Source organism: Mesorhizobium waimense (assembly GCF_003601975.1).
GTDB classification, from domain to species: domain Bacteria; phylum Pseudomonadota; class Alphaproteobacteria; order Rhizobiales; family Rhizobiaceae; genus Mesorhizobium; species Mesorhizobium waimense.
Map to the genome: position 1 here is coordinate 187,554 of NZ_QZWZ01000009.1, position 17,839 is coordinate 205,392.

Genomic DNA, 17,839 nt, shown 5'->3' on the forward strand with positions numbered 1-17,839 from the left:
TGCAATGAAACCCGCCAAGAAACCCGATCTGCTGCGCGACAACGAGCTGATTTACGGACGGCTGCTGACGGTTGACGAGCCGCATCTTATCCAGCGCTACAACAAGGCGCTTGCCGCCTTCGGGCTGAACCCGACCAAGCTGGAGAGTTTCCAGATCGACCGCACCGGCTTTTCGCCTGAGGTCGCCGACGAATGCCGCGATTACGACTATCTCGATCCCAACGAGGTCAACCGTCGCTTCATCATCCTGACGCCGTCGCAGATCGACTTGCCGGTGGTCCACACCGCCTTCTCCAACACCTCGCAACTGATGTTCGAGTTCATGTCGAAGAACCAGCGCGCCATCGACGCGCTGACCATCAAGGACGTCATCTACGGCGAGATCGAGGATTCAGTTCCCAAGGTCAACGACATCGAGGACCTGCTGTCGATCAACCAGGTCGAGTTCAAGGTGCTGTCGGCCGAGGACGTGCTGGGCAAGGCGGCCGAACTCGGCAAGCTTGTCGACCGGCTGAAGCAGGAACCCGATGCCTGGCGCGACAGCGCCATGCTGCAACGCATGGTGGAGCTCGCCAAGATCTGCGGCGACATCCGCGAGAACGCCCTGGTGCCAGACCAGGTGATCTTCCGCCACAACGCTTATTGGACCAGCCATTTCGGCGGCCTCTACGTGTTCGTCGATCCGGATATGACGACTGTCATCAGCGACCCGGCGGCGCCCGGCTTCCGCCGTTCGCGGCCGTGGCAGGTGAGCTACCTGTCGATCAACGACGCCGACAAGGTGTTCAGGTTCCTCGCCGCGACCGGCCGTATCGAATTGCCGCGTGCTTCGTGGATCGAGGCCTCCGGCTATCTCGAGCACCGCGCCGAGATGGTGGTGCGCGCCCTGATCCGCGACAGCGAGCCCGACCGCAACCTGACCGACGTCGATAAGGTCTGGCTGCAGACCTGGATACATGGCCATGCCGATTTGATCACCAGGGACGGCAATTTCCCCTTCCTCAACGCCGCCAAGCGCGAGGTCGCCCAGCTTGGCCAGCTCAAGATCGAGGACGTGTTCCCGCAGCAGCGCTTCCTGGCGATCCGGGCCAAGCCCGATCATCCCGATGCCTGGCTGACCAACCACCTGATCTCGGATTTCGTGCCGCAGGACTTCGTTTCGCGCTACGTCTTCAACAAGCCCGGCTTCTACCGCGACTTCGACGGCTACAGCGACGCCTGGCGATCGCATGTTGTGGACGTTCTGAAAACCACATATTTGAAGGACAAGGTGGCGTTTCGCACACGCCTCTACGGCCTAACTGACTGATGGGGGTGTCATCGCCATGCTTGATCCGATCGTGAATTTCTTCACCCGGATTTTCCAGTGGATCGGCCGCGGCATCGGCCTCGCCATCGGCGTCATCCTGTGGCCGTTCATGTGGGCCGGCCGCTGGTACACGCAGCGCGGCTGGATACTGAAGGCCGTGCTCGGTACGGCGATCGTGATCTTGGTCGGACTGTACACCTATTTCTTCTGGAACACGCAATATTGGAAGAACTTCAATCCTGCCTATGCGGATGCTTATACATTCGCGCCGCCGGCCGGATCCGGCGAGCAAGTCACCGACGAAGGCGCGGAAGGCCAAGTCAAGACATGTACCAGGTCTGGCATCGTGACGGTTGCGGCGGATCTGATCGATTTCAATGTCAATCAAAACGCCTGGATCTCGTCGATGATCCTGTACAAGTTAGGGCTCTTCGGCGTGGACTGGGATCATACACCGTTCCTGGACAACAAGGCGGCTTTCCAGCGCGGCGTACACCAGGCTGTTCGACGCACCGCGGTCGAATTGGTTGACACGATCGGCCGAGTACGCGGCACCAGCCAGATCGATCAAAACCTGCAGGATGCAAGAGGCGCGGTCGAATTCGACGAGGAAACGTGGTATTTCGGCCTTAGGCCATTCGGCCCCAAGACGCCAAGCCCCAGCTTCTACCGCACAGGCATCACGTCGCTTCGCACCTTCAACGACCGCCTGTTGAAATGCGAGGTGGTGTTCAACGCCCGCGCGGACAATCTGGCGAAGTTCGTCGACCGTATAGCCAGTGATATCGGTTCGACATCGGATATCCTCAGCAGACAGTCGCAGACAAACAACAATGGCTGGTTCGATACGCGCGCGGACGACCGATTCTGGTTCGCCTACGGACAGCTCTACGGCTACTACGGAATCCTGAAAGCCACGCGCACTGATTTCAAGGCCGTTATCGACACGCGCGGGCTCGGTCCGCTCTGGGACCAACTCGACCAGCAGTTTCAGGCGGCGCTGAAAATTCGGCCCCTCATCATCTCAAATGGTCGGGAGGACGGTTGGATCATGCCATCCCACTTGACCACCATGGGATTCTATATGCTGCGGGTCCGCTCCAATCTCGTTGAGGTCCGATCGGTTCTCGACCGCTGAGCTTGAAACCGCGCCGGCACCGCCGCGAGGATGGCCGCACCTGACGACGATGGGTTTTTATGTGCTGAGAGTCCGTTCCAACATGGTCGAGATCAGCAACGTGCTGACGCCAGCGGTTTTGCCGGCATCGGCGGCGCTTGTTGATTTGCGTCGTCGCCCCTGTCGCATTCCGTGCATTGTGCGGCTGTTTTGAGACGGCGCACCAGCGCCTGCTCTGGCTTTTATACGGCGCCATAGCCGGGCGCGAAGACCCGAGACAGGTCGACAAGAATTTTTCTCCATGGGAAACATAGTTGCATGAAAGTTGACGCCAAGGCAGCGACAAGGGTAGAACATGCCCGCGCCTGCAGTGCCGGGCCGTTTCGAGCTTGCTTGCGACCAAACTGATCAAACCCGTCCCCTCCATCGTCCAATCCAGAGGAAAGCCGTCATGGCCGAAGTGAAGTCCGACATCGAGATCGCGCGCGCCGCCAAGAAGAAGCAGATCCAGGAGATCGGCCAAAAGATCGGCATCCCGACCGAGCATCTTTTGCCTTACGGCCACGACAAGGCGAAGATCTCCGCCGAGTTCATCAAGTCGGTGAAGGGCAACAAGGACGGCAAGCTGATCCTGGTCACCGCCATCAACCCGACGCCGGCCGGCGAAGGCAAGACGACGACGACGGTCGGCCTCGGCGACGGCCTCAACCGCATCGGCAAGAAAGCCATCGTCTGCATCCGCGAAGCCTCGCTCGGGCCGAATTTCGGCGTCAAGGGCGGTGCTGCCGGCGGCGGCTACGCGCAGGTCGTGCCGATGGAGGACATGAACCTCCACTTCACCGGCGACTTCCACGCCATCACCACCGCGCACAATCTACTTTCGGCGCTGATCGACAACCACATCTACTGGGGCAACGAGCTCGGCATCGACACGCGCCGCGTTGTCTGGCGCCGCGTCATGGACATGAACGACCGGGCGCTGCGCGAGATCATCTGCTCGCTCGGCGGCGTCCCCAACGGTTTCCCGCGCGAGGGCGGCTTCGACATCACCGTCGCCTCAGAAGTCATGGCGATCCTGTGCCTGGCCACCGACCTCAAGGACCTTGAAAAGCGCCTCGGCGACATCATCGTCGCCTACCGCCGCGACAAGTTGCCGGTCTATGCCCGCGACCTCAAGGCCGATGGCGCCATGGCCGTTCTCCTAAAGGACGCTATGCAGCCCAACCTCGTGCAGACGCTGGAGAACAACCCGGCCTTCGTCCATGGCGGCCCTTTCGCCAACATCGCGCATGGCTGCAACTCAGTCGTCGCCACCACGACGGCGCTGAAGCTCGCCGACTATGTCGTCACCGAAGCCGGTTTCGGCGCCGATCTCGGTGCTGAAAAGTTCTTCGACATCAAGTGCCGCAAAGCCGGCCTGAAGCCGGCGGCGGCCGTCATCGTCGCCACCGTGCGCGCCATGAAGATGAATGGCGGCATCAAGAAGGAAGAGCTCGGCAAGGAGAACGTCGAGGCGGTCAAGAAGGGCTGCCTCAACCTCGGCCGCCACATCGAGAACGTGAAGCAGTTCGGCGTGCCGGCAGTGGTGGCGATCAACCACTTCACCACCGACACCGATGCCGAAATCCAGGCGATGAAGGATTTCGTCGCCTCGCTCGGCGCCCAGGCGATCCTGTGCAAGCACTGGGCCCAGGGCTCGGCCGGCATCGAGGATCTGGCGAAGAAGGTGGTCGAGATCGCTGAGTCCGGCGCGTCGCAGTTCTCGCCGCTCTATCCCGATGAGATGCCGCTGTTCGAAAAGATCAACACCATCGTCAAGCGCATCTACCGTGGCGACGAGGCGATCGCCGACAAGTCGATCCGCGACCAGTTGCACGCCTGGGAACAGGCCGGCTACGGCAACCTGCCGGTCTGCATGGCCAAGACGCAGTATTCCTTCTCGACCGACCCGAACCTGCGCGGCGCGCCGACCGGCCACACCGTGCCGGTGCGCGAGGTCAGGCTGTCGGCCGGCGCCGGCTTCGTCGTCATCATCTGCGGCGAGGTCATGACCATGCCCGGCCTGCCCAAGGCGCCGTCCTCGGAGAAGATCTTCCTCAACGAGACCGGCCAGATCGAAGGCCTGTTCTGAGATCCATGACTATCAGTCGCGCAGGCGTTTTTGCGTACCGATGAAGACGCGTCTGCTGGAAAGCAAGGATTGGGAGCTCGCGCTCAGCCAATCCTTGCGGTCACCGGCCGGTTAGCTCGCGCCGAATTTGCTGATTGCATTTGTGGAAACGAAAACCAGCCGGTCGAGCAGCGCAAAGAAGACGTCTATGCTGAACCCGACCACAAAGGCGAAGGTGAAGAGACCGAAACCGACAGATTTGAATTCGCTGTTGTTGCCAAAGGTTGGCCCCCAAAACCAGGCCAGGATCATTCCAGCCAATGCGGCCAGCGCCATTCGGTGCGCGATGCGATAGACTGGCGGGTTCGGCTGTGTCGTGTCCAGTATAAGCCTCATGTAGTAGATCATGGAGCCTAAGGCTGCATAAAGGCACGGCAGAATCCACACGGCATAGGGATCGATAGCGTCTTTTATCCTTAGTGCCCACGAATCCACCGACGGCACCGTCATCGAGACGTAATTCAGAGAATACTTACAGGCCTGGCCAACAATTCTCCTCATGTCCATCCCAAGTACCTGAGAACTGGAGGCATGTGCAGCAAGTTCAGCCGCGGAGATCGCTTGCGTCGTGGCGCCGTCTATGACTTCCGGTTTCGCTGCCGGTTGGGCCTGGCAAAAGAAATTCATGGTATCGCTTCCGGCCGGCGGTGGCTTGGCGGCATCTGCGTCGCCGGCACCATCCGGCTTCGTCTCGGGCGTTGGGGAGCCCGACATGGTGACGTCCGCGGTCTTGAATGCGCCGACAATATCCCGACCGCTGGCCATCGCCGTCGTAACGAAGGTTTCGAGTTTCAACACTCCCGGAAAAGGCGAGTCCGACAAATTCTCGAAGTCGCCCACTCTTGTTTCCAGGGATTTCAGTTTGAAATTGAGATCGCGAAGTTCGTGCAAGGTAAGGTAGGACGATTCACGAGCCAGCTCGTCGATTGGCCGTTTCGTTTGAACCTTGGCGTCTTCTGGCTTCCCGCCCAATTCAACCGGAAGGTTTGCGAGTTGCACCTGATCTGGAGAGAACAACTCATCCTGAGCTATCAGCAGTTGTCGTTCCAATTGACCGAAACGACGATCCGGCTGCTGCGCCGCCAAAGTCTGGATCTCCGTCAGCAACGCGACACCTCTGTTGTATACCAGGGACAGAGAACCGACGAGAAACATCAGCAACATTGACAGGAAAATACAAGTATAGACCATGCCGCGGGAGACACGATCGTTGTTGCTGCTCTTCAACAGCAGGCGAGCAGATTCGATTTCGGCCTTCAGCGCAACAACATCGGTCTGATCCATTTTCCTTTGCTCTAACGGAAGCATCGCAACCTTCGCTCGCGCGGATACAAGATACTCGTTTCGCGGCTTCCCCTTCCTTGAGGCCTCCGCGATAATCTGGTCCGCTTCCAGGAGCAGATCCTCGACGCTTGCGGTTTCTGTCGGTTGCGCCAAGTTCCCTCCTCAGCCTAGCCACCCAGGCACAAAGCCGTAGGGGCTTGGGCATCCACAGGGCGTTCCCGGCGGGCCTGGCGGCTGCGCCCAACACCAGAAATTCGGAGTATGACAAATTGTACCTGGAGCGTGCGGGGGGACCTGGGCGAAAGCAGGCCACGGTAGAATTGCCGCGACACCAACAAGCGCGGCAGCAACTGCAGTCCATGCAACGCGCGTTTTCAATTGCTAGCCCCACAGTCTACCAATCGCACTTGGATTAGATCCAAACTTCACCCTCTGGAAAGTCGAGCTTGGCGTCTGTGAAATACATCACTCGTTGCGTAGTTTTCCTTTGCTTTGAAGTGGCGGTGGAATCCACGCTCGATCGGTGGATTATTTTGAACAGCGAATTGGGCCCGAAAAAGAGATTTGCAGCGAGCAAGACAGATCGTGGACCGGCTTGGATGACATCCAAAGGCGCGAAACAAGAAGGGCACCGCATCGCTGCGGCGCCCTTTGTTTCCCGAGCCGGTTCCCTACGCGGCGTTTCGCGCCAGCGCGCGCTGGTTGGACGTATAGATCGTGTCGCGCTCCGGCAGCGCACCGGACGTCAGGCAGTCGATCCACTCGGCGGTCTTGAGCACCGCCGCGAAGCGCGACTGCAGGATGATGCTCACCACGCGATGGATGTCCTCGGCCGAGGCATAGCCGGCGCTGTTGGCATAGGGCACCGAGCCGGTGGCGTCGGAGAGGAACTCGACCGCAAAACCCATATGCACGGCGTGGATGATGGTCGAGAGATCGCAATTGTGCGTCATGTAGCCGACAACGACGATCGTATCGATCACATTGGCGCGCAGCCAGTCTTCGAGGTCGGTGCCGGTGAAAGCGGAGGGCAGTGCCTTTTCGACATAGTGGTCGCGGCTTCGTCGGGCGATCTCCGGATGCAGCTCGCCACCATGGCTGCCCTTGGCGAAAATCGGCGACGTCTCCGGCGCCATCTGCTTGACGACCACGACCTTCACGCCGACCTCGGCGGCCGCGTCCATGGCGCGCGCCACATTGACGACGCTGTCGCGGAACGGCGGATACTGGATGGCGAGGTTGCCGCCGTCATAGTCGTTCTGGACATCGACGACGACGAGCGCGCGGCGCGGCGCCTTGCTGTTGGCTGCTGCAGACATGGTGTTTTCCTTTCTGGCTTGGATCTGATTGGGCAAGGATAGGCGTGCCGCCGATCGTCCAAAAGTGTCCCGATTGACATCATTCGAAAGAATTGGGACAAACTCCCTTCCAACCAAAGGTGTCCCATGGCAGACCCGATCATCGCCGCCATCGCGTTCGATGGCATCAGTCCATTCCACCTCTCCGTGCCGTGCCTGGTATTCGGCACCGACCGCACCAGGCTTGGCCTGCCGCGATTCGACTTTCGCGTCTGCGCGATGGAACAGGGCGCAATCCATACCGATGCCGGATTGATGATTGCCGTGCCGCACGGGCTCGCCGCACTCGAAGACGCCGACATAGTCATCGTCCCAAGCTGGAGAGAGCTTGAGGATCCGTTGCCGCCAGCGCTGACAGAGGCGCTTGGCCGCGCCCATCGCCGCGGTGCGCTGATCGTGGGACTCTGCCTCGGCACCTTCGCCATCGCCGCCGCCGGACTGCTTGCGGGACGGCGAGCGACGACGCACTGGGCCTATACGGACCAATTGCAGGCGCTTCATCCCGACATCATCCTCGATGCGGATGTGCTCTATGTCGACGAGGGCGACATCGTGACATCGGCCGGCGTCGCCGCCGGGCTGGATTGCTGCCTCCACATTGTGCGAGCCCGCTATGGTGCTGAAATAGCACTGCGGCTCGCCCGCCACATTGTCCTGTCTCCGCACCGGCAAGGTGGACAGGCGCAGTTCATCGAACGTCCGGTCGCGAAAACGCCGACCGCCGACCGGTTCGCGCAGGCTCTCGACCAAGTGCGCAAAACGCTCGGCGAAGCGCACAGCCTGGACAGCGTCGCCGATGCCGCCGGCCTCACCCGCCGGACGTTCACGCGCCGCTTTCAGAAATCGAACGGCACCAGCTTCGGCGACTGGCTGACCGACCAGCGCCTGGCGCTGGCGCAAAGGTTGCTGGAGGCGACCGACAAATCGATGGATATGGTGGCCTTCGAGGCCGGGTTCGGCAGCGCCACGTCGCTCCGCCAGCATTTCGCGGCGCGGCTCAGGACATCGCCGATGCAGTACAGGCGCGAATTTTCAAAGAGCGCTCAGGGCCGGGCCCACGCCTCGGCGCTCTGAGCGGCCGGAATCAGGAACCGCTCAGCGCTGCTTTATCGGCCGCGCCGGATTGCCGACCACGGTCGTATTGGCCGGCACATCCCGCGTCACCACCGCGCCGGCGCCAACAATGGCGCCCTCGCCGATGCTGACACCGCCGAGAATGACGGCGCTGCCGCCGATCCACGCATTGTCACCGATCTCGACCGGTTTGGCGATCTCCAACCCTGCCTGCCGCCCGGCCGCCTCCTTGTGGTGCTCGGCGCAATAGATCTGCACGTTCGGGCCGAGCAGCGTCCGCTCGCCGATGCGGACCGGCGCCGTATCGAGGATGGTGCAGCCGGCATTGAGGAACGAGCCGTCGCCGAGAAAGACGTTGAAGCCGTAGGCGCAGTGGAACGGAGCCTCGATCCGCGCGCCCTCGCCCGCGCTTCCAAGCAGCGCCTTCAGGCTTGGCCCGAGGTTTCCACGTTGCCCGGGCGGGAGCGAATTGTGCTCGAACAAAGCGTCGCGGGCGATGACGCGCAGCGCCTCCAGTTCGTCGTCGAGGCACGTATACCACTCACCTGCCGCCATTTTCGTGCGTTCAATTTGTGCCAAGGCGGTGTCTCCTGTCTCTGCGTCGTGTTTCGATGTTTTACTAAAGTACAGTCGGCCCCAATACGAGAAGTGCGACCCGTCTCTGGTCAAATGTTCGACCTATGCTAGCTTGCCCCGGCAGGGCTGTCCCGGCCCTGACATCGAGGGGGTCAATCATGCTTTACATGCTTGCACTGCTGATCGGCGTCATTGCCGGTCTGCGCGCCATGACCGCGCCGGCCGCTGTTACCTGGGGTGCCTATCTCGGCTGGCTGCCCGTGGCCGGGACCTGGGCGAGCTTCATGAGCCACTGGGCCGCCGTCGGCATCTTCACCATCCTGGCCATCGTCGAGTTGATCACCGACCAGTTGCCGTCGACGCCGAGCAGGAAAGTGCCGCAGCAGTTCGGCGCGCGCATCATCGCTGGCGCCTTCGCCGGCGCGGTGATCGGCGCGACCGGCGGCGCCACCATCGGCGGGCTCATCGCCGGCGCCGTCGGCGCGGTGATCGGCACGTATGGCGGCGCCGAAGTGCGCGGCCGGCTGGCAGCCGCTTTCGGCAAGGATCCGCCCGCCGCCTTCATCGAGGACGCGGTGGCGATCGTGGGCGGCCTGCTCATCGTGGCGGCCGTGGCATGACGGCAAAGACTTTCGACGCCATCATCATCGGCGCCGGTCAGGCCGGCACTCCGCTCGCCGGCCGGCTGAACGCGGCCGGCATGAGCGTGGCGCTGATCGAGCGCAAGCTGGTCGGCGGCACCTGCGTCAACACCGGCTGCATCCCGACCAAGACCATGGTCGCCAGCGCCTATGCGGCGCATCTGGCCCGCCGCGCTGCCGACTATGGCGTGACGCTCGGCGGTCCCGTCGGCGTCGACTACAAGGCGATCAAGGCGCGCAAGGACAAGGTGTCGGGCGCTTCCCGCGCCGGGCTCGAGACCTGGATCGCCGACATGGACAAATGCACGCTTTATCGCGGCCATGCGCGCTTCGAATCCGCCATCACCGTGCGTGTCGGCGACGACCTTTTGACCGCGCCAAAGATCTTCCTCAACACCGGTGGCCGCGCCTCGGTGCCGGACCTGCCCGGCATCCACGACATCGACTATCTGACAAATTCGTCGATGATGGATCTCGATGTGCTGCCGCGCCATCTCATCGTCGTTGGCGGCAGCTATATCTCGCTCGAATTCGCGCAGATGTTCCGCCGCTTCGGCGCAGAAGTCACCGTCATCGAAAAGAGCCCGCGCCTGACCGGCCGCGAGGACGAGGACGTCTCGGCCGCCATCCTGTCCATCCTCGAGAATGAGGGCATCACCGTCCACACCGGCGCCGACGACATCGGCTTTGCCAGGCAGGGCGACGACATTGCCGTGACTTTCTCCGCCAGCAGGGCGCCGGCGGTCGGCTCGCATGTGCTTTTGGCGCTGGGCCGCACCCCCAACACCGACGATCTCGGCCTAGACAAGACCGGCGTCGAGGTCGACAAGCGCGGTTTCGTCGTCGTCGACGAACAGCTGCGCACCAGCGTGCCCGGCATCTGGGCGATGGGCGACTGCAACGGCAAGGGCGCCTTCACCCACACCTCCTACAACGACTACGAGATCGTCGCCGCCAATCTGCTCGACAACGACCCGCGCAAGGTCAGCGACCGCATCGAGGCCTATGCCCTCTACATCGACCCGCCGCTCGGCCGCTGCGGCATGACTGAAGCGGCGGTGAAAAAATCCGGCCGGCGCGCTTTGGTCGGCCAGCGGCCGATGACCCGCGTCGGCCGCGCCGTCGAAAAGGGCGAGACGCAAGGCTTCATGAAGATTCTGGCCGATGCCGATACCGGGGAAATCCTCGGCTGCTCGGTGCTCGGCCCCGGCGGCGACGAAGCGGTGCACTGCGTGCTCGACCTGATGTATGCCAAGGCGCCGATCAGCACGCTGGCGCGGGCAACGCACATCCATCCCAATGTCTCGGAACTTCTGCCGACCATCGCCCAGGACTTGAAGCCGTTGGCCTAGCAGGCACTCGACCGTCGAGCACCGGCCGTCGCCCTTCAGGCTCCCGCCGAATAGCCTCATTGCGCCCATAGCGGCGCAAGCTGGACCAATCGACAGCCCAGTCGCAAAAGTGCATGTGTTGCGCCTCTGGAGGCCTCCCATGCAGAAATCGATCGAACGCATCGCCGGCGACAGCGAGGGCGTTTCCTACGAATTCCCGGTCTTCTGCTTCAACGGAGCAGACAAGGCGGCGCCTTCAGCCTATCTGCAGGCGGCACTTCACGCCGGCGAGCTGCCAGGCGTCGTCGCCATCGACGCCTTGATGCCGATGCTGACCAAGGCCGAGAGCGAAGGCCGTATCAAGGGCGCGATCACCATCGTGCCATGGGCCAATCCGATCGGCCGTGCGCAATATCATTTCGGCGAGCACCAGGGCCGCTTCCATTTGGGCACGCGCACCAACTTCAACCGCGGCTTTCCGCTGCTGGCGGCGCCCGACACCGCGCTTTTGCCGGCGCACGGCACGCCCGACCAGCAGTTGAAGACGCGTCTGCTGCAGCTCTCGCTCGGCCACGACATCGTGATCGACCTGCATTGCGACGACGAAGGCCTCGCCTATCTCTACATCCACACCAGCCTGTGGCCAGCGATGGCCGACTGCGCCGCGGCCATGGGCGTCGATGCGGTGGTGCTGTGGAGCGAGGACAGCGACGGCACCTTTGAGGGCGCCTCGATCATGCCCTACCAGAACGTTCCCGCCGATGTCGCACGCTTCGACCGGCGCGTCGCCACCACGGTCGAGTATCGCGGCATACTCGATGTCGACGGTGCTCTCGCCATCTCCGATGCTGAGGGCCTCTACCGGCTGCTGGTGGCACGCGGCGTGATTGCCGATCCGGCCCTGTGCGCACCCAACCCATTCACCGGCACCGTCGCGCCGCTCGAAAACATTGACATGATGCCGGCGCCCCGGGCTGGCGCGATACTCTATGACGTCAAGCCCGGCGACCGCGTCGCCAAGGGCACACGGCTCGCAACAATCATCCACGCGCCGGGCCAAGCCGATGGCCGCACCGAGGTGTTCGCGCCGCAGGCCGGCCTCATCCTGACCCGGCGTTCCCGGCGCATCATCCGCGCCGGCGAGGATCTTCTAAAGCTGGTCGGCGACAGGAAGAGCGCCGATGCAAGGTCAGGGACGCTTGAGGACTGAGGGTTCGGGTTTTACCACCTTCATTGAATCCAGTTGCGCGGCCGGTCAATCGCCGCTATGGGAATCCGCCATGAACATGCGTTCGAACAAGACCATTTGGTGGTGGGCTCGCTGACAGCGGCCTGTTCGAACGCGTGCGCGTGAATAGAGAGGGTGGCCGCAACGGAATGTCCGGGCGGCCATTTGTTTTTTCAAGCCATTCCCGGGTCCGTTGCCCAAGATGGAGACGGCAATGACGACGATCATTCTGGAAACCGGGGCGGAGCGCTTCGTCACCGCCGGTGGCGTGACCATCACCCGCGAGCGCCACGAGCAGCCCTATGAAGGCGCGATCGACGCCTATGTCGACGGGCTGAATTCGCGCCGCGGTGCGGTGTTTTCCTCTAATTACGAGTATCCGGGCCGCTATACGCGCTGGGATACCGCCATCATCGACCCGCCGCTGGTCATCTCGGCACGCGGCCGCACCATCCGCATCGAAGCGCTGAACAGCCGCGGCGAGCTACTGTTGCCTGTGATCGGCAAGGCGCTTGGCGGCCTCACCGAGGTCACCATCGCCGAAGCGTCGAAAAAGCTCATCCGCCTCGAGGTGGCCAAGCCCGGCCGCGTCTTCACCGAAGAGGAGCGCAGCCGCGTCCCCTCCGTCTTCACCGTGCTGCGCGCCATCACCGCTCTGTTCAAGACCGAGGAAGACGCCAATCTCGGTCTCTACGGCGCCTTCGGTTACGACCTCGCCTTCCAGTTCGATCCGGTCGACTACAAGCTCGAACGCAAGGAGAGCCAGCGCGACCTCGTGCTGTTCCTGCCCGACGAAATCCTGGTCGTCGACCACTATTCGACCAAGGCATGGACCGACCGCTATGATTATTCCGGCGACGGGTTCTCGACCGAAGGGCTGTCGCGTGACGCGGCTGTCGAGCCGTTCAAGACCGCCGACCGCATCCCGCCGCGCGGCGACCATGAGCCAGGCGAATATGCGAAGCTGGTGCGCAGGGCGATGGAGAGCTTCAAGCGCGGCGACCTGTTCGAGGTCGTGCCCGGCCAGATGTTCTACGAGCGCTGTGAGACCGAGCCCTCCGAGATTTCCCGCAAGCTGAAGGCGATCAACCCCTCGCCCTATTCCTTCTTCATCAATCTCGGCGACGGCGAATACCTGATCGGCGCCTCGCCCGAAATGTTCGTGCGCGTCAACGGCCGCCGGGTCGAGACCTGCCCGATCTCCGGCACGATCAAGCGCGGCGACGACGCCATCTCCGACAGCGAACAGATCTTGAAGCTGCTCAACTCGAAGAAGGACGAATCCGAGCTCACCATGTGTTCGGACGTCGACCGCAACGACAAGTCGCGCGTCTGCGAGCCCGGCTCGGTGCGCGTCATCGGCCGGCGTCAGATCGAAATGTATTCGCGCCTGATCCACACCGTGGATCACATTGAGGGCCGGCTGCGCGAAGGCATGGACGCCTTCGACGCCTTCCTCTCGCATGCCTGGGCGGTGACCGTCACCGGCGCACCGAAATTGTGGGCCATGCGCTTTATCGAGCAGAACGAGAAGAGCCCGCGCGCCTGGTATGGCGGCGCGATCGGCATGGTCAACTTCAACGGCGACATGAACACCGGCCTGACCTTGCGTACCATCCGCATCAAGGACGGCATCGCCGAGGTGCGCGCCGGCGCCACGCTGCTCTTCGACAGCATTCCCGAGGAAGAAGAAGCCGAAACCGAATTGAAGGCATCCGCCATGCTCTCCGCCATCCGCGACGCCAAGACCGGCAACGCAACCGGTGCCGAACGCACCACCGCGCGCGTCGGCGACGGCGTCAACATCCTGTTGGTCGACCACGAGGACTCATTCGTCCACACGCTGGCCAATTACTTCCGCCAGACCGGCGCCAATGTCTCCACCGTGCGCACGCCAGTGCCGGAAGAGGTCTTTGAACGGCTGAAGCCGGATCTCGTCGTGCTCTCGCCCGGCCCGGGCACGCCGAAGGATTTTGATTGCGCCGCGACCATCAAAAAGGCTCGAGCCCGTGACCTGCCGATCTTCGGCGTCTGCCTTGGCCTGCAGGCCCTGGCCGAGGCCTATGGCGGTGAGCTGCGGCAGTTGCATGTTCCGATGCACGGTAAGCCATCGCGCATCCGCGTCTCCAAGCCCGGGATCATCTTCTCCGGCCTGCCCAAGGAAGTGACCGTCGGCCGCTACCATTCGATCTTTGCCGATCCGGTGCGCCTGCCCGACGATTTCATCGTCACGGCCGAGACCGAGGACGGCGTCATCATGGCCTTCGAGCACCGCAAGGAGCCGATCGCCGCCGTACAGTTCCATCCGGAATCGATCATGACGCTCGGCCACAATGCCGGCATGCGCATCATCGAGAACATCGTTGCGCACCTGCCGCGCAAGGCCAAGGAAAAGGCTGCCTAGCAACGATGGCCGCAACGGAAGACATGACGGCGGCCGCGGCAAAAGCCGCTGCCAAGCGCAGGATTGCCAGCCTTGCCTTCTGGTCGATCGTCATCGCCTTCCTGGTGATGGGGCTGAAGTTTGTTGCCTGGCGGATCACTGGCTCTGTCGCCCTCTATTCCGACGCGTTGGAATCCATCGTCAACGTCATCACCGCGGCCGCCGCGCTGTGGGCGATCCGCATCAGCCACAAACCGGCCGACAGCGACCATCCGTTCGGTCACCACAAGGCCGAATACTTTTCCGCGGTCCTCGAGGGCGTGCTGATCGTCGTGGCCGCGATGCTGATCATCGCCAAGGTGTGGCAGTCGCTGCAGAACCCGCCCGTGCTCGAACAGCCCTGGCAGGGTTTGATGATCAATGCCGGAGCCGCTGTCGTCAACGCGGTATGGGCCTTGGTGCTGATCCGCAACGGCCGCGCCGAACGATCGCCGGCACTTGTCGCCGACGGCCAGCACATCATGACCGACGTGTTGACGTCCGTTGGTGTCATCGTCGGTCTTGTCGGCGCGGTAATGACCGGCTGGCATATCCTCGACCCGCTGCTTGCGCTGCTGGTGGCGCTGAACATTCTCTACCAGGGTTGGAAGTTGACCGGAGAATCGCTGAGCGGCCTCATGGACCGTGCCGTGGATACGCAGGAGCACATGCGCATCCGTGACGTCATCTCGGCCAATTCGAAAGGCGCGCTGGAGGTCCACGACCTGAAGACGCGCATTGCCGGCCGCGCCACCTTCATCGAGTTCCACATGGTCGTAGACGCAGACATGACGGTGGGCGACAGCCACGTCATCTGCGACCGTATCGAGGACGCGCTGAAGGCGGAAATCCCCTCGGTCCGCGTCACCATCCATGTCGAACCGGATGACGAGGCAAAACTGCCTAAGGGCACCACGGCGGTGCCGTTCGCCTGAAGTTGTTCACCAGGTCTCGATCGCGAGACCCTTAATCCGCTCGAATTCCCTGACATTGCGGGTCATCAGTGTCAGGTGTCGCGCGCGCGCCTGCCCGCCGATAAGCACATCAGAGGGGTCGATCGGAGTCCCAGATATCGCAAGCGCTGCCCGAATTTCGCCGGCATGCCTCGCATCGTCGCGATCGAATTCGAGTACAGGGAACTGCAAGGCTTCGACTCGCGCCAGATTGTCCGCCTTTCGCTCGCTCCTTTGGGCACCAAAGTAGAGTTCGTGAACGACGATGGCTGAAAGCGCAAAATCCTGCGGACTGTGTTGCTTAAGCCGCGCCAACAGCTCCGCATCCCCTTTCATGATCGCGATGACGGCATTGGTGTCGAGCAGATAGATCACTTGAAGACGTCGTCCAAAGCCGGCCGATGCTGTTCCGCCGGCTTCTCCAGCACCGCCTCAGCGAAATCGTCGTCAAGCGGTCCGGTCACCTGGTCGAGCCAGGCCCAATACTGCGCAAGCGGTTCGAGGATTACGCTCTGGCCGTGACGGCGGATTGAAACCTCATCGCTTTCGAAACGAAATTCCTTGGGCAGCCGCACCGCCTGCGAACGGCCTGACCAGAACACCTTTGCCTTTTCCACCGTGCTCACTCCAAAATGATATATGCCAAAGATATATATCATTTTACGGACGCAGACAAGACCGATGCGCCATCAAAGCTCACGGCGCGCAGGCCGATTGCGGCATCGGGTTCAACCGATAAACCTTATCGTCCGATGCGGTCTTGCCCTCGGCCGCTTTCGAGCACATGTCGATGATCGGCAGGCTGCTGTTCGGGTTGGCCAGCATCATCGTGCCGTTGGCGCTGCGGCGTAGGTAGATTTCCTTCTGCGTGATGTCGCAGGAAGAGTCGCTCATCTTCGCGCTCGTCGCACAACGCCACTGGTCGGCCTCGCCCTGGCAGGAATAGGTCTGCGTGACCTTGCCCGACTTCTGCCGCGTCGTGACCGAAATAGCGATGTCGGCGCCGTCAGGCCAGTTGGCTGCGTCCCCGCCGGCGGCAAAGGACGCCAGTTCCACCGGTCCGCGGAACACCCTGATCGATTGCGTCACCTGATCGGGATGCGAGCCGATATGCGCGGCATCGTAGTCGCGTCCGTAGCAGAAGGGTTGATCCGGCTTGAGCCGTTCGCGCAGCGGCGGACCGAGCGCCGGATCGATCGGATCGATGCGCGCGAATTCCGCCTTGCAGGTCGCCGCGGGCATCGGGTCGAGCCGGAAATTGTCATCCTCCTTGCCAAGCGCCTGCCTGTCATATTCAGCCTTGCCAAGCTCGTCTTCCGCCCCTGCATCGAGATAGAGGTCGGGTTGCACATCCGTGACGATCAGTCGGCCCTTGTCGTCGACCTTGAGCGAAGCCAGGGTGCGGTCGCAGTCCATGCCGCAATGGATCGGCCCGCTCTTGCCATCCTCGGACTCGTGATTGCACCAGCCGCCGGCCCATTCCGGCCCTTTCGCGCCACGCACGGTGGTGGCAATGAAGGAGTTGTAGGAGCTGTCGGCGCCTGCGCTCGGCTCCTCGTTCGGCCGGCTGACCGGGTCGTGGCCATAGTAGAAGAAGATCCGCGCCACCTTCTGCTTCGGATGCGCCTTGAGATGGGCTGCATCGTAGATCCGCCCGAAACAGGCATCGGCGCCGTTCGGACTGAGTTCGGTCAGTTTGGGTGTGTCGTCGGCAAAAGCCGTGCCAGCAAGCGCCGCAAGCAAGACGGCACCAAGCCCAGCGCCAACCACGGTCCTCGACGTCATGTGATCCCTCCTCGCACCGACAGGACGTGCCTGCAATTTATGCTAGTCTAGGAGCGAAGCCGGGGCCATGCAAAACTGGCGGATCAGGGAGGAAGCGATGCAACGCCGCGATATGTTCCGCGCCGGTCTTGCCGGGGCCGCTGGCCTTTTCGGGCTGCGCCAGGTCAAGGCCGCTGCCGCCGAGGAAAAGCTGAAAGTCGCCTATCATCTGAGCGACGTCGACAAGGTCAATTTCGTGCTCGGCAACATCAAGAACCACTATGAAGGCACCGGCGGCAATGTCGATATTGCGCTGGTCGTGCACGGTCCGGCCCTTGCCGCCTTCAAGTCAAAAGGGATATCGGCGGCGATTTCCGGCCGCTTCGCCGGCCTTGTCCAGCAGGGCCTCAGTCCACATGCTTGCGGCAACACCATGCAAGGCATGGAGATCACGCTCGCCGACCTGCTCGACGGCTTCCATGCCGTCGACGAGGGCGGCGTCGTCAAGCTCGCCGAACTGCAGCGCCAGGGCTATGCCTATCTCAGGCATTGAGGCGTCACGGACTTGAACGTGAGGGCGACGAGAGCCTACGAAGGGAGAGCAGTACATCC

Annotated in this window: 16 protein-coding genes; 10 read left to right on the forward strand and 6 right to left on the reverse strand. The window is 62.3% G+C overall.

Annotation, left to right across the window (positions count from 1 at the left end; genetic code table 11):
• Positions 1-4 precede the first annotated feature (4 nt).
• From D3227_RS14285 to D3227_RS14295, 3 genes are all read left to right on the forward strand, one after another.
• Positions 5-1,309 (forward strand): DUF6638 family protein, encoded by a 1,305-nt coding sequence (locus D3227_RS14285; RefSeq protein WP_120014742.1) that lies wholly within the window; start codon positions 5-7, stop codon positions 1,307-1,309.
• Between the two features lie 16 nt (positions 1,310-1,325).
• Positions 1,326-2,447, forward strand: coding sequence for a DUF2333 family protein (locus D3227_RS14290; protein ID WP_120014743.1), 1,122 nt, complete (start codon positions 1,326-1,328; stop codon positions 2,445-2,447).
• 430 nt (positions 2,448-2,877) lie between these two features.
• Positions 2,878-4,557 (forward strand): formate--tetrahydrofolate ligase, encoded by a 1,680-nt coding sequence (locus D3227_RS14295; RefSeq protein ID WP_120014744.1) that lies wholly within the window; start codon positions 2,878-2,880, stop codon positions 4,555-4,557.
• Positions 4,558-4,668: 111 nt separating this feature from the next.
• Here D3227_RS14295 and D3227_RS14300 read toward each other — a convergent pair whose 3' ends face one another.
• Both D3227_RS14300 and D3227_RS14305 read right to left on the reverse strand, forming a co-directional pair.
• Entirely contained in the window at positions 4,669-6,033 is a 1,365-nt protein-coding gene (locus D3227_RS14300) for a hypothetical protein (RefSeq protein WP_120014745.1), read from the reverse strand.
• A 518-nt stretch (positions 6,034-6,551) separates the two neighbouring features.
• The gene (locus D3227_RS14305; protein WP_120014797.1) at positions 6,552-7,199 is read right to left on the reverse strand and encodes a cysteine hydrolase family protein; all 648 of its coding nucleotides are present in this window, start codon (positions 7,197-7,199) and stop codon (positions 6,552-6,554) included.
• 126 nt (positions 7,200-7,325) lie between these two features.
• Here D3227_RS14305 and D3227_RS14310 point away from each other — a divergent pair, with 126 nt between their 5' ends.
• Complete coding sequence (locus tag D3227_RS14310; RefSeq protein WP_120014746.1) at positions 7,326-8,312, forward strand: helix-turn-helix domain-containing protein; 987 nt, start codon at positions 7,326-7,328, stop codon at positions 8,310-8,312.
• 21 nt (positions 8,313-8,333) lie between these two features.
• Here the strand turns inward: D3227_RS14310 and D3227_RS14315 are convergent, their stop codons facing one another.
• Positions 8,334-8,891 carry a sugar O-acetyltransferase gene (locus D3227_RS14315; RefSeq protein WP_120014747.1) on the reverse strand — a complete coding sequence of 186 codons (558 nt, stop codon included), beginning with the start codon at positions 8,889-8,891 and terminating at the stop codon, positions 8,334-8,336.
• A gap of 155 nt (positions 8,892-9,046) precedes the next feature.
• Here D3227_RS14315 and D3227_RS14320 point away from each other — a divergent pair, with 155 nt between their 5' ends.
• From D3227_RS14320 to D3227_RS14340, 5 genes are all read left to right on the forward strand, one after another.
• Positions 9,047-9,508, forward strand: a complete 462-nt coding sequence (locus tag D3227_RS14320) for a DUF4126 domain-containing protein (protein ID WP_120014748.1) — start codon at positions 9,047-9,049, stop codon at positions 9,506-9,508.
• A complete protein-coding gene (locus D3227_RS14325; protein ID WP_120014749.1) occupies positions 9,505-10,881 on the forward strand; it encodes an FAD-containing oxidoreductase in 1,377 nt (458 codons plus the stop codon). Before D3227_RS14320 ends, D3227_RS14325 begins: the two co-directional genes overlap by 4 nt.
• 139 nt (positions 10,882-11,020) lie before the next feature.
• Positions 11,021-12,070 carry a M14 family metallopeptidase gene (locus D3227_RS14330; protein ID WP_120014750.1) on the forward strand — a complete coding sequence of 350 codons (1,050 nt, stop codon included), beginning with the start codon at positions 11,021-11,023 and terminating at the stop codon, positions 12,068-12,070.
• A gap of 232 nt (positions 12,071-12,302) precedes the next feature.
• Positions 12,303-14,492, forward strand: a complete 2,190-nt coding sequence (locus D3227_RS14335) for an anthranilate synthase (protein ID WP_120014798.1) — start codon at positions 12,303-12,305, stop codon at positions 14,490-14,492.
• Positions 14,493-14,515: 23 nt separating this feature from the next.
• Positions 14,516-15,445, forward strand: coding sequence for a cation diffusion facilitator family transporter (locus D3227_RS14340; protein ID WP_208646371.1), 930 nt, complete (start codon positions 14,516-14,518; stop codon positions 15,443-15,445).
• 6 nt (positions 15,446-15,451) lie between these two features.
• Here D3227_RS14340 and D3227_RS14345 read toward each other — a convergent pair whose 3' ends face one another.
• From D3227_RS14345 to D3227_RS14355, 3 genes are all read right to left on the reverse strand, one after another.
• Complete coding sequence (locus D3227_RS14345) at positions 15,452-15,838, reverse strand: type II toxin-antitoxin system VapC family toxin (protein WP_120014752.1); 387 nt, start codon at positions 15,836-15,838, stop codon at positions 15,452-15,454.
• Complete coding sequence (locus D3227_RS14350; protein ID WP_120014799.1) at positions 15,835-16,080, reverse strand: antitoxin; 246 nt, start codon at positions 16,078-16,080, stop codon at positions 15,835-15,837. Before D3227_RS14350 ends, D3227_RS14345 begins: the two co-directional genes overlap by 4 nt.
• 79 nt (positions 16,081-16,159) lie before the next feature.
• A complete protein-coding gene (locus D3227_RS14355) occupies positions 16,160-17,248 on the reverse strand; it encodes a hypothetical protein (protein ID WP_120014753.1) in 1,089 nt (362 codons plus the stop codon).
• 97 nt (positions 17,249-17,345) lie between these two features.
• Between D3227_RS14355 and D3227_RS14360 the strand changes: the two genes are divergently transcribed.
• Complete coding sequence (locus D3227_RS14360) at positions 17,346-17,780, forward strand: DsrE family protein (protein ID WP_120014800.1); 435 nt, start codon at positions 17,346-17,348, stop codon at positions 17,778-17,780.
• Positions 17,781-17,839 lie beyond the last annotated feature (59 nt).

Bases quoted from the DNA above. Each gene is read 5' to 3' on its own strand.
- D3227_RS14285 (WP_120014742.1), top strand. From the start codon at position 5: ATGAAACCCGCCAAGAAACCCGATCTGCTGCGCGACAACGAGCTGATT.
- D3227_RS14290 (WP_120014743.1), top strand. From the start codon at position 1,326: ATGCTTGATCCGATCGTGAATTTCTTCACCCGGATTTTCCAGTGGATC.
- D3227_RS14295 (WP_120014744.1), top strand. From the start codon at position 2,878: ATGGCCGAAGTGAAGTCCGACATCGAGATCGCGCGCGCCGCCAAGAAG.
- D3227_RS14305 (WP_120014797.1), bottom strand. From the start codon at position 7,199: ATGTCTGCAGCAGCCAACAGCAAGGCGCCGCGCCGCGCGCTCGTCGTC.
- D3227_RS14310 (WP_120014746.1), top strand. From the start codon at position 7,326: ATGGCAGACCCGATCATCGCCGCCATCGCGTTCGATGGCATCAGTCCA.
- D3227_RS14320 (WP_120014748.1), top strand. From the start codon at position 9,047: ATGCTTTACATGCTTGCACTGCTGATCGGCGTCATTGCCGGTCTGCGC.
- D3227_RS14325 (WP_120014749.1), top strand. From the start codon at position 9,505: ATGACGGCAAAGACTTTCGACGCCATCATCATCGGCGCCGGTCAGGCC.
- D3227_RS14330 (WP_120014750.1), top strand. From the start codon at position 11,021: ATGCAGAAATCGATCGAACGCATCGCCGGCGACAGCGAGGGCGTTTCC.
- D3227_RS14335 (WP_120014798.1), top strand. From the start codon at position 12,303: ATGACGACGATCATTCTGGAAACCGGGGCGGAGCGCTTCGTCACCGCC.
- D3227_RS14340 (WP_208646371.1), top strand. From the start codon at position 14,516: ATGACGGCGGCCGCGGCAAAAGCCGCTGCCAAGCGCAGGATTGCCAGC.
- D3227_RS14355 (WP_120014753.1), bottom strand. From the start codon at position 17,248: ATGACGTCGAGGACCGTGGTTGGCGCTGGGCTTGGTGCCGTCTTGCTT.
- D3227_RS14360 (WP_120014800.1), top strand. From the start codon at position 17,346: ATGCAACGCCGCGATATGTTCCGCGCCGGTCTTGCCGGGGCCGCTGGC.